Genomic DNA, 19,187 nt, shown 5'->3' with positions numbered 1-19,187 from the left:
GCCGCCATGACTGACAATTCCGTCGAGGCCCTGCCCGGCCCCATCGTCTCCACCGACTGGCTGGCCCGCAATCTGGGCCGCCCCGGCCTGCGGGTGCTCGACTGCTCCTGGTACTTCGCCTCGCAGAACCGCGACACCCACGCCGAATTCGCCGAGCGCCGCATCCCCGGCGCCCGCTTCGCCGAGGTCGACGACATCTCGGCGCCCGACACCGGCCCCCTGCCCCACATGGTGCCGGACGCCGCGCTGTTCGCCGCCAAGGTCGGCGCGCTCGGCATCGGCGACGGCGATACGGTCGTGACCTACGACAGCGCCGGCATCGCCACGGCGGCGGCGCGGGTCTGGTGGATGTTCCGGCTGTTCGGCCACGACACGGTGGCGGTGCTCGACGGCGGCCTGCCGCGCTGGCTGGCCGAGGGACGCCCGACCGAATCGGGCACCGTGCCCACCGCCGCGCCAGGGAGCTTCACCGCCCGGCTGCGTCCGGAGCTGGTGCGCGGCGTCGACGACGTGCTCGCCAACATCGACCGCAAGGCCGAACAAGTGACCGACGCCCGTGCCCCGGCCCGCTTCGAGGGCAACGCCGCCGAGCCCTGGCCCGGCCGCCGCAGCGGGCGCATCCCCGGCAGCTTCAACCTGCCGCACACTGACCTGATGGATCCGGACACCAAGCTCCTGCTGCCGCCCGACGCCATCCGGGCGAAGGCCGAGGCGGCCGGGCTGGATCTCGGCCGGCCGGTGGTGGCCTCCTGCGGCAGCGGCATCACCGCCTGCGTGATCGCGCTGGGTCTGGCGACCGCCGGCAAGACGGACGTCGCCATTTATGATGGCTCCTGGGCGGAATGGGGCCTGCGCCCCGACCTGCCCATCGAAACCGGGCCGCGCGCCGCGTGACCGGACCGACGCTCGCCATCCGCGTCTGCGACCCCTCCGACCGCGACGCGGTGGTGGCGCTGTGGACCGCCTGCGGACTGGTCGTTCCCTGGAACGACCCGGCGGCGGACATCGCGCTGGCGCTCTCCCGGCCGAACTCGACCATCCTGCTCGGCACGCTGGACGGCGGCATCGTCGCCAGCGCGATGGTCGGCCATGACGGGCACCGGGGCTGGATCTATTATGTGGCCGTCGATCCCGCCCACCAGAAGCGCGGTTACGGGCACCGCATGGTCGAGGCCGCCGAACGCTGGCTGGCCGAGGCCGGGATGCCCAAGGTCCAGCTTCTGGTGCGCGAGACCAACCAGCGGGTGCTGGCCTTCTACGAGCGGTTGGGCTATGCCACCTCGCCCGTTACGATGATGCAGAAATGGCTGACGAAACCTTCTCCCTGATGCGCCCCGCCCTGCCGACCGCCGTGAAGCCGGGGAACCTCTCGGTCATCGTCACCTATCTGGAGATGACGGCGCCGCCGAGCCACGCGCCGCTGGCCCGGCCGAAGGGCGATGTGGCGCTGGTCCGCGCCAACCCGCCGAACTGGTCCTTCTACCGCTACCTCTACGACACGGTCGGCGAACCGTGGCTGTGGCACGAGCGCCGCCGCCTGCCGCGCAAGGAGCTGGAGCGCAGCCTCAACGACCCGCGCGTCGAGGTCTGGGTTCTGTACGTGAGCGGGACTCCGGCCGGCTACGCCGAGCTCGACCGGCGGGAAGCGGCGACCGACCTCGCCTATTTCGGCATGATCCCGGACTTCATCGGGCTGAAGCTCGGTCCCTGGCTGCTCGACACCGCGATCCGGCTGGCCTGGGACGGCGGGGCGAGGAAGCTGGTCGTCAACACGTGCAGCTTCGACCACCCCAAGGCGCTGCCGCTCTACCAGAGCATGGGATTCAAGCCGGTGCGGCATGTCGTGCGGGAGATCCGCGACCCCCGGATCGGCGGACCCTTGCCGAAGAGCGCCGGACCGCACATTCCGATCATAAGCCCATGATTTTCCAAAAATCATCCTGATCAAGGCACTCTGCATGACCGTCTACAAGGCCGAACTCACCAACTCATTTCGTGATATTCTTCAGAGTTTTCGGATATTTTTGTCCCCTGGCGGCTTCTCGGATGCGGCCTTCCGGGAGCGTTTTCCAGGCGAGAACTTCATCCATTTTGATGAATTTACGGACATTGAGCCGTATACTAGTTTTTTTGCTGGAAGCTGCCTTTGTACAATGGGAGCTTTTTCTTATTCTTGGTCGCCCTTGATATCATCAATCAAAATTGGTCGTTATTGCTCGATCGCCGCTGGATTCGATGTGCCGGCACCGCGCCATGCCCATGAGTATATCAGCACTTCACCAATGCTGACGGACCCCATGATGCTGGCGTCAAGGCTTTATGCCGATGACCAAAAAATCTCTTTTCACACACACGTCAATCCACAGAAACCGCCCCCTATCATTGGCAATGACGTCTGGATTGGCCGAAATGTATCCGTTTTTCCTGGAGTGGAAATAGGAGACGGAGCCGTAATCGCCGCGGGATCCGTGGTAACCAAGGATGTTCCTTCCTATTCAATATTTGGAGGTAATCCTGGAAAAATCCTGAAAATGAGATTTCCCGAAAAAATTATTCTTAATTTAAGTTCAATAAAATGGTGGGATTATGAATTCAAGGATTTCTGCCATCTCCAGACAAATGATCCGGAAAAATTTATCGAAGAGTTTTCTGAGATCTCAGGGACTTTAAAAAAATTCAAACCGAAAAGATTAACCCCCATAAAGTTGTTCACATAGAGTGGGTACCTCAGGTTCCCCATGCTATCCCAATATCTCCGCCAAGGCAGCGACCAGGAGCTTGTTCTCTTCTTCGCGCCCGACGGTGATGCGCAAGCAGTCCGGCAGGCCGTAGTCGGCAACCGGCTTCACCAGGATGCCGCGCCCCGCCAGATGGTCGATCACCGCCTGGACGCCCAGCGACGGGTCGGTCGGCACGCGGGCCAGCACGAAGTTGCAGACGCTCGGGTAGACCCGCAGCCCCACCCGCTCCAACTCGCGCGACAACCAGGGAAGCCATTCGGCGTTGTGGGCGTAGGTCGCCTCCTCATGCTCGGCGTCGCCAAGCGCGGCCGTCGCGGCGGCCTGGGCCGGGGTGGCGACGTTGAAGGCGCCACGGATCGCGTTGACCGCCTCGATCACCGCCGCCGGACCATAGCCCCAGCCGACCCGCAGCCCGGCCAGCCCATGCATCTTCGAGAAGGTCCGGATCATCAGCACGTTGTCGGAGGTCTCGACGATCTCCGTCCCGTCGCTGTAGTCGGGTCGCCGGCAATAGTCGGCGTAGGCCGAATCGAGCACCAGCAGCGTGTGCGGTGGCAGCCCGGCGCGCAGCCTCTGGACATATTCGGCCGGGATGTAGGTGCCGGTCGGGTTGTTCGGGTTGGCGAGGAAGCAGATCCGCGTGCGCTCGTTGGCGCGGTCGATCATCGCCTGGACGTCGACCACCATGTCGCGCTCCGCCGCGACCACCGCCGTGGCGCCCGACGCGCGGATCGCCTTCAGGAAACCGCGATAGCCGCGCTCGTGGCACAGCACCTCGTCGCCAGGACCGGCGAAGGCCTGGGTCACCAGATGGATCAGTTCCTCCGACCCGGCGGTGCAGACGACGCGCTCGACGTCGATGGCATAGCGCCGGGCAATGGCGTGGCGCAGCGAATCCTGGCTCCAGTCGGGGTAGCGGTGGATCTGGCCGGCCGCGTTGCGGTAGGCGGCCAGCGCCGCCGGGCTCGGCCCCAGGGGATTTTGCGTCAGCGAGAGGTCGATCCAGCGCCGGCCATCCTTGGGCGGGCGCGTCGGCCGGTAAGGCTTGATCTGTACGACGCCAGGGCGTGGGCTGAGCAGATCCATGAGGCACGGTCTCCGTTGTGCGTGGCAGCCGGCAGCGCGTAACGGAAGAGGATTGAACCTGAAACCGGCGTGCGTCGCCACACTTCATTGCGCCGCACACCGGGAAAAACGGCGTTTGTTTCCGAAGGTCAGTGATTCAGGATCTGGCTGAGGAACAGCTTGGTCCGCTCCGACTTCGGGTTGGTGAAGAAGCGGTCCGGCGTGTCCTGCTCGACGATTTCGCCGCGGTCCATGAAGATGACCCGGTCGGCAACCGATTTGGCGAAGCCCATCTCATGGGTGACGCAGAGCATGGTCATGCCGTCCTCGGCCAGCCCGATCATGACGTCGAGCACCTCCTTGACCATTTCGGGGTCGAGCGCCGAGGTCGGCTCGTCGAACAGCATGACCTTCGGGCTCATGCACAGCGAGCGCGCGATGGCGACGCGCTGCTGCTGGCCGCCGGAGAGCTGGCCGGGATACTTGTTGGCCTGCTCGGCGATGCGCACGCGCTTGAGGTAGCGCATGGCGATGTCCTCGGCCTCGGCCTTCGGCTTCTTGCGCACCCAGATGGGGGCCAGCGTGCAGTTCTCCAGCACGGTCAGGTGCGGGAACAGGTTGAAGTGCTGGAACACCATGCCGACCTCGCGGCGCACCAGCTCGATGTTCTTCAGGTTGTTGGTCAGCTCGATGCCGTCGACGACGATCGTGCCCTTCTGGTGCTCCTCCAGCCGGTTCAGGCAGCGGATCATCGTCGATTTGCCGGATCCCGAGGGACCGCAGACGACGATGCGCTCGCCCTTCTGGACGCTGAGGTCGATGTTCTTGAGGACGTGGAACTCGCCGTACCACTTGTTGACGCCCGTGCAGCGGATGATCTCTTCGCCGACGGAGATGTGATGGGCCTGTTGGGCGACCTGGGCCATGGTTCCTTGTACTCCCTTAGCGGCGATGGCTGCGGTTCAGGTCGCGTTCCAGCTTCTGGCTGTACTTCGACATGCTGTAGCAGAAGATCCAGTAGATGACGCCGATGAACAGGTACGCCTCGCGGTAGAAGCCGCGCCACGCCGGGTCGGACAGCGCCGCCTTGGCGGTGCCGAGCAGGTCGTAGAGGCCGATGATGATGACCAGCGAGGTGTCCTTGAAGAAGCTGATGAAGGTGTTCACCAGCGGCGGAATGGCGACGGCGAGCGCCTGCGGCAGGATGATCTTGCGCATCTTCTGCCAGTAGCCCAGCCCGAGCCCGTCGGCCGCCTCGTACTGCCCCTTGGGGATCGCCTGGAGACCGCCGCGGATCGCCTCGGCCATGTAGGCGGCGGCGAACATGATGAAGGCGACCTGGGCGCGCAGCAGCTTGTCCACCGACACGCCGTTGGGCAGGAACAGCGGGAACATCACCGAGGCCATGAACAGCAGGCTGATCAGCGGCACGCCGCGGATCAGCTCGATGTAGGTGACGCACAGCACCTTGACCGCCGGCATGTTGGAACGGCGGCCGAGCGCCAGCAGGATCGCCACCGGAAAGGCCACGGCCAGACCGATCACCGACAGGATGATGGTCAGCGGCAGGCCGCCCCACAGCGTGTTCTCGACATAGGTCAGGCCGAGCACGCCGCCCCACATCAGGATCGCCACCGCCGCCAGACCGGCGGCCCAGACGAGGCCGAACCATGGCTTCCAGAAGCGGCGGTCGCAGCTCGCCAGCAACAGCGCGATGAAGATCGCGATGGTCACGAAGGGGCGCCACTGCTCGGCGTAGGGGAAGGTGCCGAACATGATGAAGCGCAGCTTCTCGCTGATGAAGCCCCAGCAGGCGCCGCCGCCCTGGCGGCATTCCTGCGAGGTCGAGTCGAGCCCGTGCGCCTTGATCAGCAGCCAGTCGAGGAAGGGCGGGATCGCCGAGCCCAGCAGGGCCAGCACCAGCACCGTCAGGATGGCGTTGTACCAGGTGTTGAACAGGTTGTTCCGCAGCCACGCGACGGGGCCGATGGTGTTGGCCGGCGGACGCTCGTCCGGCAGGCCGACGGGTTGGACGTTGTCGGTCGTCGCCATTACCGCTCCACCAGCGCGATGCGCTTGTTGTACCAGTTCATGAAGATCGAAATGCTGAGGCTGATGGTCAGGTAGGTGCCCATGATCATCGTCACGCCCTCGATCGCCTGGCCGGTCTGGTTGAGCGTCGTGTTGGCGATCGACACCAGATCGGGATAGCCGATGGCCAGCGCCAGCGAGCTGTTCTTGGTCAGGTTCAGGTACTGGCTGGTCAGCGGCGGCACGATCACCCGCAGCGCCTGCGGCAGGATGACGAGGCGGAGCGTCGGGCCGCTCGGCAGGCCCAGCGCGCGGGCCGCCTCGGTCTGGCCCCAGTTGACGGCGACGATGCCGCTGCGCACCACCTCGGCGATGAAGGCGGAGGTGTAGACGGTCAGGCCGGTGAGGATGGCGAAGAATTCCGGCGACAGCGCCATGCCGCCGACGAAGTTGAAGCCGGCCAGCCGCGGCATGTCGAGCGCCGTCGGCGCCCCGCCGGCGACGTAGGCGATCAGCGGCAGCCCGATCAGCAGACCCAGCGCCGCGCGGCCCACCGGGAAGATCTGCCCGGTCCGCGCCTGCCGGTCCTTGGCCCAGCGGTTCAGGAAGATGGTCAGGATCACGGCGACCGCGAAGGCGATGCCCATCGTCGCCCAGACCGGGCTGGCGCTGAGCGACGGCACCCACAGGCCGCGCTGCGACAGGAAGACGCCCGGCACCGGGTTCAGCGCGTTGCGCACCGGCGGCAGGCTGTCGGACACCAGCGCGTACCAGAAGAAGAGTTGCAGCAGCGGCGGGACGTTGCGGACGATCTCGACGAAGGTCGAGGCCAGCTTGGCGATCAGCCAGTTGCTGGACAGCCGCGCCACGCCGACCAGCGTGCCGAGGACCGTCGCCAGGACGATGCCGATGACCGACACCTTCAGCGTGTTCAGCACGCCGACCAGGAAGGCCCGGCCGTAGCTGTCCTTCGGCGAATAATCGATCATCGATTCGCCGATGCCGAAGGAGGCCTCACGCTCCAGGAAGTGGTATCCGGTGGCGATGGAGCGCCGTGCCAGATTGTCGAGCGTGTTGGATATCAGGAACCAGCCGACCAGGACGACCGCGCCGACCACCAGAAGCTGGTAGACCACCGCGCGGAACGTCGGGTCGCTGAGGGAAAACGATGAGCCACCCGGCGCGGGCGCGCCTTGGGTGGTCCGGGTCTCGGTCGCCACGGACTACTCTCCCTCGAACCATCGCGCTCCATCCGGTGCCCACGCGGTCCCGGACGTTGTTCCGGGCTTTTTCCCACACCGTCGGATGCGACATGTCTCCCAATGCGACGTGATGCGTGGGGAATTCGTTGGTCCCCTTCGCGGTCGCTCTCTCACTTGGCGGGCCGCCCGCCCCCTGTTTCCGGCGGGCGGCCCCCCTCAGACCGAACTGCCGACCGGCTTACCGGAACGGCGCCGAATATTGCAGGCCGCCCTTGGTCCACAGCGCGTTCAGGCCGCGCTCCAGCTTCAGCGGGGTGCCCGGACCGACGTTGCGGTCGAAGATCTCGCCGTAGTTGCCGACCTTCTTGATGACGTTCAGCGCGTACTTCTCGTCCAGGCCGAGCGCCTTGCCGAGGCCAGGCGAGGTGCCGAGGAAGCGCTGGATGTCCGGGTTCTTCGAGTTGACGAACTCGTCGGCGTTCTTGGAGTTGATGCCGAACTCCTCCGCCTGGATGGTCGCGTTGACCGTCCACTTGACGATGTCGAACCACTGGTCGTCGCCATGGCGGACGGCGGGAGCCAGCGGCTCCTTGGAGATGACCTCCGGCAGGATGACGTGGTCGTCGGGAACCGGGGCGACGCCGGCGCGGGTGCCGGCGAGGCCCGACACGTCGGTGGTCAGCACGTCGCAGCGGCCGGCGAAGTAGGCGGCGTTCACCTCGTCGTTCGACTCGATGACGACCGGGTTGTAGCTCATGTTGTTGGCGCGGAAGTAATCGGCCAGGTTCAGCTCGGTGGTGGTGCCGGACTGGACGCAGACGGTGGCGCCGTTCAGCTCCTTGGCGCTCTTCACGCCGAGCTTCTTGTTCACCATGAAGCCCTGGCCGTCATAGTAGGTGACGGGGGCGAAGTTCAGGCCGACCGAGGTGTCGCGGGTCAGCGTGACGGTGGTGTTGCGCGACAGCAGGTCGACCTCGCCCGACTGGATGGCGGGGAAGCGCTGCTGGGCGGAGAGCGGGGTGAACTTGACCTTGTTCGGATCGTTGAAGATCGCCACCGCGACGGCGCGGCAGTAATCGACGTCCAGGCCGGTCCAGTTGCCGGCGCTGTCCGGGTTGCCGAAGCCCGGCAGGCCGGCGTTGACGCCGCACTGCACGAAGCCGCGCTGCTTGACGGTGTCCAGCGTGGCGGCGCCGGCACCGGCGGTAGCGGTAACAACCACGGCCGCAGCGGCGGCGGCCAGGATTCCGGATTTCATGATGCTTAAGCTCCACCCTGTTCTTGCGTTATCCGCGTTTGAGCGGCGTGACGACGCGTCCGGCCCCTGGCAACGCCGGACACCCGTCCGGATCGCGCGGCAGCCATGCGCGTGTGACAAGAGTGCATCAACTTTATCCGACTTGTCGAATCCTCTGTTCGGCTAGGAGGTTGGGGAAGAACCCAACGGCATCCGGGACTTGGCGCCGAATCTGTGATGGCGGCGCGGGGAACGGGATGACAAGATGTCCGGCCAGCCCAAAACAGCTTCCACGCGAAACGGACAGCCGATGAAGAACGCCACCACGGACACCCTCCTGGTTCACGCCGGCCGCAGCCCGCGAGACAACCACGGCATCGTCAACCCGCCGGTCTATCATTGCTCGACCGTGCTGTTCCCGACGCTCGACGCGCTGGAGGCGAGCGACCGCAACCAGCTGGAAGGCGTGCATTACGGCCGCATGGGCACACCGACCAGCTTCGCCTTCGAGGAGTCGGTGGCCGCGCTGGAAGGCGGCTGGCGCGCCGTCCACACCGCGTCGGGCCTCGCCGCCATCGCCACCGCGCTCAGCGCCTTCACCAAGGCCGGCGACCATGTGCTGGTCAGCGACAGCGTCTATGGCCCGACGCGGCGGTTCGCCCGCGAGACGCTGATCCCCTACGGGGTCGAGGTCGAGTTCTTCGATCCCTGCATCGGCGCCGGCATCGCGGCGCTGCTGCGCCCGAACACCAGCGTCGTCTTCCTCGAATCCCCGGGCTCGCTGACCTTCGAGATTCAGGACGTCCCGGCCATCGCCGAGGCCGCGAAGTCGGTCGGCGCCACCGTGCTGCTCGACAACACCTGGGCGACGCCGCTGTTCTTCCGGCCCTTCGACCATGGGGTCGACGTCTCGATCCACGCCGCGACGAAATACATGGTCGGCCACGCCGACGCGATGCTCGGCGTCATTACCTGCCGCGACGAGGAGCTGTGGACCCCGGTGAAGAAGGCGGCGACCCGCTTCGGGACCTGCGCCGGGCCGGACGACCTGTTCCTCGGCATGCGCGGCCTGCGCACCCTGTCGGTGCGCATGCGCCAGCACCAGGAGAGCGCGCTGATCCTCGCCGACTGGCTGGCATCCCGGCCGGAGGTGACGCGCGTGCTGCATCCGGCGCGCCCCGACTTCCCCGGCCACGCGCTGTGGAAGCGCGACTTCACCGGCTCCAGCGGTCTGTTCTCCATCGTCATCAACCCGGTGCCGCGCGCGGCGCTGGCCGCGATGGTCGACGATCTGGAGCTGTTCGGGATGGGCTACAGCTGGGGCGGCTTCGAGAGCCTGCTGCTGCCGACCCGCCCGGCCGCCATCCGCACGGCGACGCGCTGGACCGATCCGGGTCAGGTGCTGCGCCTGCACGCCGGGCTGGAGCATCCCGACGACCTCATCCGCGACCTCGACAACGCGTTCCGACGCCTCAACGCCGCCCTGTGAGGGCGGATTTTCCAGGAGATACGGGCATGACGGACGCGACCGCGTTCGAGGAGGTGCTGGCCGCCATCCGCTTCACGGCGGACGGTCTGGTTCCGGCCATCGCGCAGGCCGAGGGCACCGGCGAGATTCTGATGATGGCCTGGATGAACCGCGACGCGGTCATCGAGACCCTCAGCACCGGCCGGGTCTGCTACTGGTCGCGCTCGCGCGGCGGGCTGTGGCGCAAGGGCGAGACGTCGGGGCAGGTCCAGCGGCTGAAGGATTTCCGCGTCGACTGCGACGGCGACACCTTGCTTCTGATCGTCGAGCAGGATGGAGTCGCCTGCCACACCGGCCGGCGGAGCTGCTTCTACCGGGCATGGCGCGACGGCAAGCTGGAGGTGATCCAGGCGGTCGAAACCGATCCCAGCGTGCTCTACGGCCAGAATCATCACGGGCACGATCACAACCATGGATGACCGAACCGGCATGCCGGCTCCCGCCATGGCGGTCTTTTGATCCATGTCATGTTGAGGCCCAGACGAAGGGTATAGACATCGCCTTGTCTCTAACCCTCCCTGTATACGACTGCGCCGGACATTCTCTTGGATGTCCGGCCTTTTTTTGCCCATCCGACGGATTGAAGTGGTCCGATGGATTTTGCCTTAATTTGATGCAGATCAACGAAGGACCTAGGCGATCCGCCTAGGGTTCGTCCGTCTCTAACCCTCCCTGTATATCACTGGACCGGAGCATCCCAGGATGCTCCGGTTTTTTCGTGCGGCTTTCCGCTTGGGAGCGCAAACAACTGGCCCGTTGATGTGGATCAAGGTAGAAGCCTTCCGCCGGGCCTATTGTTTGAATTGTCTCTAACCCTCCCTGTTTAGGAGGCCCGGCAACGGCGCCTCCTATTTTTTTGCCCGCGGCTGCCCATGTCACGGCCGATGGCGCGAGCGCGACCAGCGCAGCAGGGCGCCCAGCACAGACAGGGGGACGACGATCACCGCGCCGATCAGGATATAGGGCAAGGCCCAGCGCCCCGCGTCGAGCGCCAGCTCGGCGATGTCGCGAACCGTCTCCCAGCTGTCGGTGAGGATGCTGGCCGGATCGATCCGCAACACCGAAAGGATGAAGCCGACGATGAAGCACAAGACCAGCGTTCTGACGATCCATCCCAAGACAGCACCTCGACATCGGCCATGGCGGAACCCGGCCTTCAGAATACCGGCCCCGCCGAGCCTGTGAAACGGGGAATGCCGGTCCCGGTTCCGGGAACCGCTCCGCAACGCAAAAAGGCCCCCGGCGCCGAAGCGCCGGGGGCCTTTTCCCACCCGCCGGGTGGAAGCGAAACGAAGGATCAGGCGCCGCGCTCGTTCACGAACACGGCCACGGCCCCGAACAGGGCCGCCAGCAGCGAAGCGGTCGCCTGGAATTCCGGAGCGGACAGCCCGGCGGCTCCGGCCAGGCCGGACAGACCGGCGTAGGTCGAGGGCTGGGACAGGGCACGGAGGATGACCTGGAACATGGGATTCTCCTTTCTGCGTGATCGTTTTGCCGGGTGATCGCCGCGGCCGGCGGCCATCACCCGTTGCGGATGGCTCCAATGATGCGGGCGGCGCGCCCGCCGACCTGACGGGCCCACAGGCTGTCCTCCGCCTCCAGCGCGGCGCGGGCGCAATCACCGGCCTCCAGGGCGGCCAGCATCTTGCGGAAGCCCCGCAGGCGGTCGATGCCGAGATTGAAGCCCATGTTGGCCAAGGCGCGCCGGCGGGGCTCCGACAGTGTCCGCCACCAGGGCAGAGCGCGGTCGAGATCGGCGGTGATCCGGGCGATGTCGTTGTCGAGGAGAAGCATGGCTTCCTCCCTGACGATGCCGACATCCTCCAGGTTCCGGCCCACCCCGATGGTGAGTTTGCCGGCGGTGCAGCGGTAGGGCTTCAACCGCAGATCCTCGTCGCGGATCAAATCCGCTTTAAGCTTGGTCACGTCGGGCATGGAAGACACCTTTGCGTTTGCGATGGGCAATCGGCGGCCGGAACCGCCGAACCTTGCGAGGCCGGAGATGGGAGGGAGGACGAGGCGCGCGGAGCAACGCGGGCCGCAAGGCCCGGCCATCCGGATGGACGTCATTCCGGTTGCGCCGCGTCCGCCTGCGCGCCGTTGAACAGTTCCGCCTTGATCGACATCGAGTACGCGCCGTTCTCCAGCTTATGCTCGACGCTGGTCAGGCGCCATTCGGTGGGAATCCCCGGCCGGAATCCGCCGAGAACCAGCCTCTGTTCCGCCTGGAACGCCGGGTCCCCCGGACAGGTGGCGGAGAACTCGGCCTTCTCGCGGTCCTTCCGGTTCTTCGTGGAGGCCGCGTCCGCCTTGGCGGCCCGTGGATCGGATGAGGCGAAACGGGCGTTCTGGTAAGGCGCAGAGCCCGTCGTCACCTCGACCATCCGGGCCGCGTCCTTGTCCCAATAGACCGTCCGCACCCCTCCCCCGCTGCCGGCCTTGCCGGTCCCGTCCTTGGCGGCCTCGCCGGCCTCCTTCCGGGCGGAATAGCTGAAGTCCCAGCGGGACATCCGCTCCGGCCGCAGGGAAACGGCGGGCAGGGACCGGCCGGTGACGGATTTGGCCGTGCCCTTCGGAGCCAGCACCAGGAATCCGTTCACCGGCTTGGCCACCCCGTCATGCCGGGCCGCCAGACGGTTGAGGAAGGCCATCGGGCTTTCGTTGGTCTGGTCCTCGTGCTCCACCGGCACGGCGTCCAGCGCCGCCGCCACCTTGGCGCGGTAGCCATGGGCGTCGGCGATCTCCCGCGCGATGGCCCCCAGCGTGGTGCCGTCCCAGGACCGGGACGCCGGGGAGCGGAACGGGCCCGGCATGTCGGCCGCCGTGGCCCCGACCTCCAGCGTGGCGGGCGGGCCGCTGTGCTTGATGCGGTCCACGGTGAAGGAGCCGACGGCGACCAGCCCGCTCCCCTCATACCCCAGCGACAGCTCCAGCCGGGTGCCGACATCCGGCAGAGCCACATGGGCTCCGCTTCCCGGTCTGGACCGATCGTCCAGCCGGATGGTGAGACGATCGGATTTGGTTTCCGCCTCGTCGTGGTAGGTGATGGACAGCAGGCGGTCCTTGATGTTGGCGGTGATGTCCGCCCCGCCCGCCAACAGTCGGAAGGCTGGCCGCATCGGTCACCCCCAAATCCTGATCACCGCCCGCGCCGTCTCCGCGGGAGGCTCCGGCAACGTGACGAGAAGCCCCGCCGGCAGCACGGCGCCCTGGTCGGCCAGGCCGGGGTTGGCGTCCAGCAGGGCTTCCACCGTGCCGGAACGGGCGCCGTACCGCTTCCACGCAATGCCGTCGGCTGTGTCGCCGGCCTTGCTCACATACTGGAGCGTCATGGCTGATCCTCCTCTCCTCCGGCCGGGCCGGTCGTTTCCTCCAGGATGATGACGTCCGGCGCGTCGTCCCCGTATTCCTGGAGCTTCAAGGTGAACTCCACCTTGCGGGGGCGTCCGTCGTCGGTGAGGACGGTGCCCGTTTCGCTGACCTCCGTGATGCACCAGAGGCCCAACACCGTGCCGGTGCCGGCCACCAGTTCCAGCGGCGTGCCCAGGGCCGCCATCTCCCGCATCCGCGGGATCTGCCCCAGGCCGCCCCGGAAGGCGGGATGGATGACTCCGGTCAACTCCACGGTCTGGAGGTCGGGGCCGGTGAACTGGAGGGCCGGCGAGCGGCCGATCCGGTCCTGTTTTCCCCACCGGAAGGACTGGGAGCGCTTCATGGACTGGTAGGCGGCGGTCCCCACCTCGAAGCGAAAATCCCCCAAACCCAACATGATGCGCTCGGCCATGCCGGTCTCCGTCAGTGATCATGCCCATTGGTCGAACAGGGACGCCTCGGCGTCCGCTTGCTGGCGGGACGTCCACTCGGCCAGAGCGAACCGCACCGCGCTCTCCGTCTCCCGGCGCAAGGCATCGAGCTCCGCCATCCCGTTGACGGTGATCGACACGTTCACCGGCGCGTTCACCACATTGCCGGATGACGGGCCGGGCGGTGAGCCGGGCGGCGACGGGGCGATGGGCGACGGGGCAATTGGTGATGGGGACAGGGACAGGAACGGGGCGCCCGCTCCGCCCGGAACGGCCAAGGCGGCGCCCGGAATTTTGCCCGCATTCTCCACCGCCGGCAGAGCGGAGGACGCCGCCTTCGCCACGGTGGGGGACGCCGCCACCGGCCCGGCCGCCAGGGTCGCGGCCATCAGCCCGGCGGCCAGCGCCTTGCTCCCGGAAGCAGCCACCCGTTCCACCGCGCTCCGGTTCTCGTTGGCCGGTGGAACCGTCAGCGTACCGCTGGGCGCCGTTATGCCAAGCTTGTCCTTGGCCACATCCGGAATCCAGTCGGTCAGGCTTTTTAATTTATCGGTCAGCCAGGACTCCAGTTCCGCCCATTTGGCCTTGATGCCTCCCCACAGATCCTGAATCAACTCCGCGCCGATGGCGTAGAGATCGATACCGGTGAGGAACAGCAGTGCCTCCTGGGCGATCTTGGCAAGGTAGGGCCGGAGGGTCATTCTATCGACCACATGGATGATCCCGTTGATGAACCCCTCTTCAAAGGCAGCGCGGACACCATCACAGAAATCAGACAACCAAGAGGACGCCCCCTCCAAGGCAGTGCGCAAGGCATCCATCACGCCTTGAGCCATCGGAGCGATTGCGTTCAACACGCTCGCAAAGAAGGCCGGAAGGTTTCCCCAATGCTCGTAGATCAGATACACCGCCATCGCGAGGCTTCCGATCAAGGCCAGTACCGGGTTGAGGCTCGCCACCGCCACGATGACGCGCGCCATCAACGGCACCAGGGCCGCGAACTGGCCAACAAGACCGACCAGAGACAGCAGCAGGTTGGCGTTCAAGGCCGCCACGAGGATCAGCACGGCGTTCTCCCAGCCGCCGACATAGGCCACGGCACGCTGGACCCACCCCACGAAATCCGAAACGGCGGTGGTCGCCGTCGTGAACAGGTTCCCCCAATCCACCCCAGTCAGTTTGGCCTCGATAAAATCGAACAGCGTTTTCAGGCTGTCGGATATCCTGTTGGCCCAGGCCTGGAGGGTGCCATCCGCCTTCCATCGGGCGATCAGTTCCAGGATGGACCGCAGCTTGCCCTTCAGGGACTCGAAGGCCCCGGCGTCCCCGATCATGCGCAGGAAGCCGGACAGGCTGTGCTGAAGGCTGGACCACATCCCATCCCAGGTTTGCGACAGGGCATCGAGGGTTCCGCCGAACCCCTTGGCCTTGAGGACATGCAGGATGGCCGCCTGCATGGCCTCGCTGTCCTTCTTCGCCGCTTCGATGGTCTGTTCCCGACCGCTCTTGTCGGTGTAGGTCATCGACATCATGTCGCCCTGGGTCTTCTTGAGCGTGATGCCGAGTTTCTTCAGCCCCTTCCAATCGCCGCCGGCACCGTCGGCGAACGCCTCCGCCAGGTCGTTCAGCGGCTTGCCGGTGGCGGCGGCGGCGTCCCCCAGAGCCTGAAGGGTCCCATCCATCGGATCGATGCCTTCACCCTTCAACGTCATGAAGGCCTGGGTCACTCCCGCCAGCTTGAAGGGTGTCTTCCGGGTGAACTCGTCGATCCACGTCATGGAGGTTTTGGCCTTGTCCTCCCCCATGATGGTGGTCAGGACGGCCTTGTACGTCTCGAAATCCGCCGACGCCCTGAGGGCGCTCTTCCCCGTGGAAGCCAGCGCACCCGACAAGGCCGACAGGCCCTGCCCGGTCAAGCCGGCCAAACCGGACGCCTGCTCGCGGGTCGTGACGATCTGCCCTCCCACGGCCTTGAAGCGGTCCCCCATGGCGGAGAGCTTGGCGTGCTTCTCGAACCTCTCGAACTGTGCCCGTACCGCCTCGCCGCGCTGCGTCAGGTAGGTTTTCAAGGACGACAGGCCCGGTCCGACCCTGGCCGCACGCGCGCCGGCCGGACCGGGGACATACCCCCGAACCCCCGCCCGAGCCTCCAGCCCCTCCCGCGCCAGCCTCTTGATGGTCTTTACCAAGTTGGAAACGCTTTGGTCCCGGTTCATGCCCGCGACGGCGTCGGACACCCATGCCGTCACGTTGCCCATCTTCTTGACGAGTTCCGAAAACTTCTTACCCGCGAGGGTGGGGTCCTGTTCAGCCATGCATCCCTCCGGTCATGGAGCCGCGTTCCCGCGCCAGCCCGTGCCAGCGCAGCAGGTCCGCCGGCTCCATCTCGTCCATCGCGGACGGAGGCCAGTGGAAGACGGCGGCCACGTCCGCCATGGCCGCCCACAGAATGTCCGGGGCTACTCCCGCCCCCTCCCGGTAAAACCCGCGACCACCTCCGCGATGGCCTCCAGGTCCCCGGCATCGATCTCGTCGACCTCCTGCGGCGACAGGCCGGCGAGCTGGCCGATCATCCACAGCGTCTTGGACAGGTCCCCGCCCTTCACGGCGTCCATGCGCCGGAGGTCGGCGACCTTGGGACGCCGCAGGGTGATCTCCGCCGTCTCCTGCCCGTCGATCGCGATGGGCACGCTCAGCGCGACGCGGCGCGGCCCGATGGTCTGCGTGTCGTTCATATCCATGCTCCCCATGTCGGGATTTAAAAACGACAGGGCCGGCGGCGGCGGTGTCGCCGCGCCGGCCCTGTCCGTGGTGGCTATCGGGAAAAGAGGGTCAGAGGCCGACGGCGACGCGCTGGGCGGCCAGCAGGTCGACGCCGCCGATGGAGCGCACCATGTTGATGGCGTCGATCTCCACCAGCTCCTCCCCGTTCACGGTGAGCTTGTAGTAGTGGGCGGCGACGGCGAGGGTGAGGGTCGACTTGTCCCCCGCCTTCCAGGTTCCGACATCCATCTCCCGCCACCCGCCGCGCAGGTTGACGACCACCGACGTCACCTCCGCGTTGCCCTGCGCCTGGAAGGCACCGCGGATGGTGACGGGAATGCCGACGAGGTCGAGAAGACCGAAGGATGCGAACAGCGCCGGATCGAAGTCGGAAAGGACCAGCGACGCTTCCAGCTTGGCCATGCCGACGTCGACCTCGACCGGCAAATCCATGCCGCCGGCGCGGTACTCCTCGGTCTTGAGGGACAGCTTGGGCAGGACCACGCTTTCCACGCGGCCGGCATAGCCGGAGCCGTCGATGAACAGGTTCAGATTCTTCAGGACGCGGGGGAGTTGGATCGCCATCACAGGATCTCCGCAATGTAGTCGTTCACCAGATGCGACCGGAAGGTGATGTGCTCGGCCGGATAGGGCGGGGTGAAGTCGAAGTTGAAGAAGACCTTGCCCTGCGCGATGTTGGCGGCCGAGTTGAGGTCCGGATCGGGCCAGCAGCGGCCGCCGAGGATGGCGCCCTGCGCGGTGAGGCTGCGCAGGTAGGCGTTGACGCCTTCCGTGACGTCCTCCAGGTAGGTCCGGGTGATGTTGCGGTCGACCGCCCACAGATGCGCCCGCTGGAGGCTGTCGTTGATCATGTCGGCGGTGCGGCGGACCGACAGGAACGCCCATTTCGGGTCGCTGGAGCAGCTCCGGTTGCCCCACAGGCGGAAGCCGTCCTCGCGGATGACCGTCGCGACCTCGTGCTCGTTCAGGTAATTGGCCCGGCAGTTCGCATCCCCCAGCGTGAAGTCCACCGCGCGGGAGGTGCCGACGATGCCGTTGATCGCCTGGTTGGAGGGGCTCCACCAGAAGCCGCGGTCGTTGTCGGTCTTGGCGATCAGGCCGGCGACGCGGGCGGACAGCGGTTCCGCCGCCGGCTCGCCGTCCTTCATCACCAGTCCCCAGGGATCGACCACGAACACGCGCGGCGAGCCCCAGTCGCCGCGGTAGGCGACGGCCGCCTCGTCGGTGCTGCCAGGGCCGTCGGCAATGATCACGGCGCGGATGCGTTCGGCGATGCCGAGCAGTTCGGCCACCACCGCGTTGGCGACGTTACCGAGGTTCGCGGTGGCGGCGGCGCCGGTGCCGGCTCCGGTGATGGTGACGGTGGCGCTGCTGTAGCCGCGCCCCGGCTTGGTGACGGTGATGCCGGTGACGGCGCCGTCGGTCACGGTGGCGGTGGCCTCGGCGCCGGTGCCGTCGCCGGTGATGGTCACGCTGGTGGTGCCGGCCGCGTAGCCGCTGCCGCCGGCGGCCACCACGGCGCCGGTGACGCCGCCGACCGTGCGCTGGTGGGTGAAGCCCGGCGCGCACAGGATGCGCGGGGTCAGGTCCAGATCCGTGCGGGCGGCCAGCAGGGCGTGGACGCCGGTGTAGGCGCCGGTGGCGCCGTCCACGCCGCCGAGGATGTTGGTGAGGGTGGCGGCGGCCTTGGCGGCATCGTCCGCCCCGGTCCCCTCCGCGACGCGGATCACCACCACCATGGCGCCGGCCTGGTCGAAGATGCCGTCGACCGCCGCCGGCAGGGTGCCGGCGGCGCCCAGCTTGGCCGCTTGGGCGCGGGAGCCCGCGACCAGGACCGGCTTGTTCAGAGGAAAGGCGATGGCGTCCGCCTCGGGAGCGGTGCCGACAAGGCCGATGATGGAGGATTTGACGGTGCGGATCGGGCGCGGGCCGTTGTCAATCTCGACAACTTCCACACCATGGAGGAACTGTTCGGGCATGAAGCTCTCGCCTTTCATTCGGGCATAAAAAGACCGGCAAGAAGCCGGGCCTATGGAGCATGGGAAGGTGAAGAGAGGGAATGTCAGGAGGAGGACGGGTAGACGGCGCTCATGCGGGCTGCCTCGATGTCAGCCAAACTGCCGGAGGCGGCGATCATGTCGTTGACACGTTCCCGCTCCTTTTCGATTTGCCGACCGATCGCCTCCCAACCGTTGGTGACCGTCTGCCACTCCGCAAGCACGTCGGCAGCAGTGACGTTCCGCAGTTCGGCACGGTCGCCGGCCCATGGGTAGAATTCGGGATTCACGTCGGCGGGGCGGCCTTCGGCAACCCAGCGAGCGACCTCGCCCTGCTTGGCGGCGTATGTGGTTTCCTGCCCCGGCACTGCGGTCAAGTACGCCTCGCGAACCCGACCAGCGGCGGCGTTGTTGGCCGCAACGGCGGCGGCGCGCGCGTTCTTGAGCGCCGCTTCGGCAATGCCGGCCTGTGCGGCCAGTTCGTCGACGGTCAAATCCACCAGTTCGTAGGCGACGGTCACGGCGTTGGCGCCAACTCTCCATTGATCTTGCGGCAATCGCTCGGCGCGCTTGCCTGTGCCGGACGGCGCCTCATCGATCAACTGCCGGGCGGTCCAGCCGGGGCACCGCTCCGCGAAACCGTCAGGGGTCCAGGACGCCCACACAGCGGATGGATGGCGAACGCCGTCCGGTCCTTCGAAATCTTCCGGCCAATTGAAGACACGCCCAACCGCATTGCTTTCATCGACAATGACACAAGGAATCGGAATCATTTCGAGCCCTTTCGGAAATCTTCGAG

Annotated in this window: 22 protein-coding genes and 1 pseudogene; 6 read left to right on the top strand and 17 right to left on the bottom strand. The window is 66.6% G+C overall.

Features of this window, described 5'->3' with window-relative positions:
* The first annotated feature begins 6 nt into the window (after positions 1-6).
* From JN22_RS25635 to JN22_RS35385, 4 genes and pseudogenes are all read left to right on the top strand, one after another.
* Positions 7-894, top strand: a complete 888-nt coding sequence (locus tag JN22_RS25635; protein WP_085556579.1) for a sulfurtransferase — start codon at positions 7-9, stop codon at positions 892-894.
* Positions 891-1,328 (top strand): GNAT family acetyltransferase, encoded by a 438-nt coding sequence (locus JN22_RS25630; protein ID WP_085556578.1) that lies wholly within the window; start codon positions 891-893, stop codon positions 1,326-1,328. Before JN22_RS25635 ends, JN22_RS25630 begins: the two co-directional genes overlap by 4 nt.
* Positions 1,304-1,924 carry a GNAT family N-acetyltransferase gene (locus JN22_RS25625; protein WP_085556577.1) on the top strand — a complete coding sequence of 207 codons (621 nt, stop codon included), beginning with the start codon at positions 1,304-1,306 and terminating at the stop codon, positions 1,922-1,924. The genes JN22_RS25630 and JN22_RS25625 overlap by 25 nt, the downstream gene beginning before the upstream one ends.
* 454 nt (positions 1,925-2,378) lie before the next feature.
* Positions 2,379-2,523 (top strand): annotated as a pseudogene (locus JN22_RS35385) (DapH/DapD/GlmU-related protein); the annotation flags it as partial.
* A 218-nt stretch (positions 2,524-2,741) separates the two neighbouring features.
* On the opposite strand, the gene JN22_RS25615 reads toward JN22_RS35385, so the two are convergent.
* The 5 genes from JN22_RS25615 to JN22_RS25595 form a co-directional block, all read right to left on the bottom strand.
* Positions 2,742-3,827: a pyridoxal phosphate-dependent aminotransferase gene (locus JN22_RS25615; RefSeq protein ID WP_085556575.1), complete on the bottom strand. Its 1,086-nt coding sequence runs from the start codon at positions 3,825-3,827 to the stop codon at positions 2,742-2,744.
* 128 nt (positions 3,828-3,955) lie between these two features.
* The gene (locus JN22_RS25610; RefSeq protein WP_085556574.1) at positions 3,956-4,732 is read right to left on the bottom strand and encodes an amino acid ABC transporter ATP-binding protein; all 777 of its coding nucleotides are present in this window, start codon (positions 4,730-4,732) and stop codon (positions 3,956-3,958) included.
* A gap of 16 nt (positions 4,733-4,748) precedes the next feature.
* Positions 4,749-5,858 carry an amino acid ABC transporter permease gene (locus tag JN22_RS25605; RefSeq protein ID WP_085556573.1) on the bottom strand — a complete coding sequence of 370 codons (1,110 nt, stop codon included), beginning with the start codon at positions 5,856-5,858 and terminating at the stop codon, positions 4,749-4,751.
* Positions 5,858-7,057, bottom strand: coding sequence for an amino acid ABC transporter permease (locus JN22_RS25600; protein ID WP_085556572.1), 1,200 nt, complete (start codon positions 7,055-7,057; stop codon positions 5,858-5,860). The genes JN22_RS25605 and JN22_RS25600 overlap by 1 nt, the downstream gene beginning before the upstream one ends.
* 220 nt (positions 7,058-7,277) lie before the next feature.
* The gene (locus tag JN22_RS25595) at positions 7,278-8,297 is read right to left on the bottom strand and encodes a transporter substrate-binding domain-containing protein (protein WP_085556571.1); all 1,020 of its coding nucleotides are present in this window, start codon (positions 8,295-8,297) and stop codon (positions 7,278-7,280) included.
* Positions 8,298-8,586: 289 nt separating this feature from the next.
* Between JN22_RS25595 and metC the strand changes: the two genes are divergently transcribed.
* Both metC and hisI read left to right on the top strand, forming a co-directional pair.
* A complete protein-coding gene (metC, locus tag JN22_RS25590) occupies positions 8,587-9,765 on the top strand; it encodes a cystathionine beta-lyase (RefSeq protein ID WP_085556570.1) in 1,179 nt (392 codons plus the stop codon).
* 26 nt (positions 9,766-9,791) lie between these two features.
* On the top strand, positions 9,792-10,223 hold the full coding sequence (gene hisI / locus JN22_RS25585) for a phosphoribosyl-AMP cyclohydrolase (protein ID WP_085556569.1): 432 nt from the start codon (positions 9,792-9,794) through the stop codon (positions 10,221-10,223).
* A 456-nt stretch (positions 10,224-10,679) separates the two neighbouring features.
* On the opposite strand, the gene JN22_RS25580 is transcribed toward hisI, so the two are convergent.
* From JN22_RS25580 to JN22_RS25525, 12 genes are all read right to left on the bottom strand, one after another.
* Positions 10,680-10,922, bottom strand: coding sequence for a hypothetical protein (locus JN22_RS25580; protein ID WP_223677883.1), 243 nt, complete (start codon positions 10,920-10,922; stop codon positions 10,680-10,682).
* Positions 10,923-11,101: 179 nt separating this feature from the next.
* Complete coding sequence (locus JN22_RS25575; protein ID WP_179166223.1) at positions 11,102-11,269, bottom strand: hypothetical protein; 168 nt, start codon at positions 11,267-11,269, stop codon at positions 11,102-11,104.
* A 56-nt stretch (positions 11,270-11,325) separates the two neighbouring features.
* Positions 11,326-11,739, bottom strand: a complete 414-nt coding sequence (locus tag JN22_RS25570; protein ID WP_085556568.1) for a glycoside hydrolase family protein — start codon at positions 11,737-11,739, stop codon at positions 11,326-11,328.
* Between the two features lie 131 nt (positions 11,740-11,870).
* Positions 11,871-12,923 carry a phage late control D family protein gene (locus JN22_RS25565; RefSeq protein WP_085556567.1) on the bottom strand — a complete coding sequence of 351 codons (1,053 nt, stop codon included), beginning with the start codon at positions 12,921-12,923 and terminating at the stop codon, positions 11,871-11,873.
* A 3-nt stretch (positions 12,924-12,926) separates the two neighbouring features.
* Positions 12,927-13,136, bottom strand: coding sequence for a tail protein X (locus JN22_RS25560; RefSeq protein WP_085556566.1), 210 nt, complete (start codon positions 13,134-13,136; stop codon positions 12,927-12,929).
* Positions 13,133-13,588 (bottom strand): phage tail protein, encoded by a 456-nt coding sequence (locus tag JN22_RS25555; RefSeq protein WP_143268427.1) that lies wholly within the window; start codon positions 13,586-13,588, stop codon positions 13,133-13,135. Before JN22_RS25555 ends, JN22_RS25560 begins: the two co-directional genes overlap by 4 nt.
* 18 nt (positions 13,589-13,606) lie before the next feature.
* Complete coding sequence (locus tag JN22_RS25550) at positions 13,607-15,922, bottom strand: hypothetical protein (protein WP_085556564.1); 2,316 nt, start codon at positions 15,920-15,922, stop codon at positions 13,607-13,609.
* The gene (locus JN22_RS25545) at positions 15,915-16,043 is read right to left on the bottom strand and encodes a GpE family phage tail protein (RefSeq protein WP_085556563.1); all 129 of its coding nucleotides are present in this window, start codon (positions 16,041-16,043) and stop codon (positions 15,915-15,917) included. Before JN22_RS25545 ends, JN22_RS25550 begins: the two co-directional genes overlap by 8 nt.
* Positions 16,044-16,066: 23 nt before the next feature.
* The gene (locus tag JN22_RS25540; RefSeq protein WP_211099686.1) at positions 16,067-16,342 is read right to left on the bottom strand and encodes a phage tail assembly protein; all 276 of its coding nucleotides are present in this window, start codon (positions 16,340-16,342) and stop codon (positions 16,067-16,069) included.
* 97 nt (positions 16,343-16,439) lie between these two features.
* A complete protein-coding gene (locus JN22_RS25535; protein WP_085556561.1) occupies positions 16,440-16,955 on the bottom strand; it encodes a phage major tail tube protein in 516 nt (171 codons plus the stop codon).
* On the bottom strand, positions 16,955-18,370 hold the full coding sequence (locus JN22_RS25530; RefSeq protein WP_085556560.1) for a phage tail sheath C-terminal domain-containing protein: 1,416 nt from the start codon (positions 18,368-18,370) through the stop codon (positions 16,955-16,957). The genes JN22_RS25535 and JN22_RS25530 overlap by 1 nt, the downstream gene beginning before the upstream one ends.
* Before the next feature lie 83 nt (positions 18,371-18,453).
* A complete protein-coding gene (locus JN22_RS25525; protein ID WP_143268425.1) occupies positions 18,454-19,161 on the bottom strand; it encodes a hypothetical protein in 708 nt (235 codons plus the stop codon).
* Positions 19,162-19,187: the final 26 nt, after the last annotated feature.

It is taken from the genome of Azospirillum agricola (assembly GCF_020005195.1).
In the GTDB taxonomy this organism is placed as follows: domain Bacteria; phylum Pseudomonadota; class Alphaproteobacteria; order Azospirillales; family Azospirillaceae; genus Azospirillum; species Azospirillum agricola.
The sequence above is the reverse complement of the archived record's forward strand: the minus strand, read 5'-3'. Positions and strand labels throughout refer to the sequence as shown.

Coding starts and splice junctions, on each gene's coding strand:
- JN22_RS25635 (WP_085556579.1), top strand. CDS start 7: ATGACTGACAATTCCGTCGAGGCCCTGCCCGGCCCCATCGTCTCCACC.
- JN22_RS25625 (WP_085556577.1), top strand. CDS start 1,304: ATGGCTGACGAAACCTTCTCCCTGATGCGCCCCGCCCTGCCGACCGCC.
- JN22_RS25615 (WP_085556575.1), bottom strand. CDS start 3,827: ATGGATCTGCTCAGCCCACGCCCTGGCGTCGTACAGATCAAGCCTTAC.
- JN22_RS25610 (WP_085556574.1), bottom strand. CDS start 4,732: ATGGCCCAGGTCGCCCAACAGGCCCATCACATCTCCGTCGGCGAAGAG.
- JN22_RS25605 (WP_085556573.1), bottom strand. CDS start 5,858: ATGGCGACGACCGACAACGTCCAACCCGTCGGCCTGCCGGACGAGCGT.
- JN22_RS25595 (WP_085556571.1), bottom strand. CDS start 8,297: ATGAAATCCGGAATCCTGGCCGCCGCCGCTGCGGCCGTGGTTGTTACC.
- metC (WP_085556570.1), top strand. CDS start 8,587: ATGAAGAACGCCACCACGGACACCCTCCTGGTTCACGCCGGCCGCAGC.
- hisI (WP_085556569.1), top strand. CDS start 9,792: ATGACGGACGCGACCGCGTTCGAGGAGGTGCTGGCCGCCATCCGCTTC.
- JN22_RS25575 (WP_179166223.1), bottom strand. CDS start 11,269: ATGTTCCAGGTCATCCTCCGTGCCCTGTCCCAGCCCTCGACCTACGCC.
- JN22_RS25570 (WP_085556568.1), bottom strand. CDS start 11,739: ATGCCCGACGTGACCAAGCTTAAAGCGGATTTGATCCGCGACGAGGAT.
- JN22_RS25565 (WP_085556567.1), bottom strand. CDS start 12,923: ATGCGGCCAGCCTTCCGACTGTTGGCGGGCGGGGCGGACATCACCGCC.
- JN22_RS25560 (WP_085556566.1), bottom strand. CDS start 13,136: ATGACGCTCCAGTATGTGAGCAAGGCCGGCGACACAGCCGACGGCATT.
- JN22_RS25555 (WP_143268427.1), bottom strand. CDS start 13,588: ATGGCCGAGCGCATCATGTTGGGTTTGGGGGATTTTCGCTTCGAGGTG.
- JN22_RS25550 (WP_085556564.1), bottom strand. CDS start 15,922: ATGGCTGAACAGGACCCCACCCTCGCGGGTAAGAAGTTTTCGGAACTC.
- JN22_RS25545 (WP_085556563.1), bottom strand. CDS start 16,043: ATGGCGGACGTGGCCGCCGTCTTCCACTGGCCTCCGTCCGCGATGGAC.
- JN22_RS25540 (WP_211099686.1), bottom strand. CDS start 16,342: ATGAACGACACGCAGACCATCGGGCCGCGCCGCGTCGCGCTGAGCGTG.
- JN22_RS25535 (WP_085556561.1), bottom strand. CDS start 16,955: ATGGCGATCCAACTCCCCCGCGTCCTGAAGAATCTGAACCTGTTCATC.
- JN22_RS25530 (WP_085556560.1), bottom strand. CDS start 18,370: ATGCCCGAACAGTTCCTCCATGGTGTGGAAGTTGTCGAGATTGACAAC.
- JN22_RS25525 (WP_143268425.1), bottom strand. CDS start 19,161: ATGATTCCGATTCCTTGTGTCATTGTCGATGAAAGCAATGCGGTTGGG.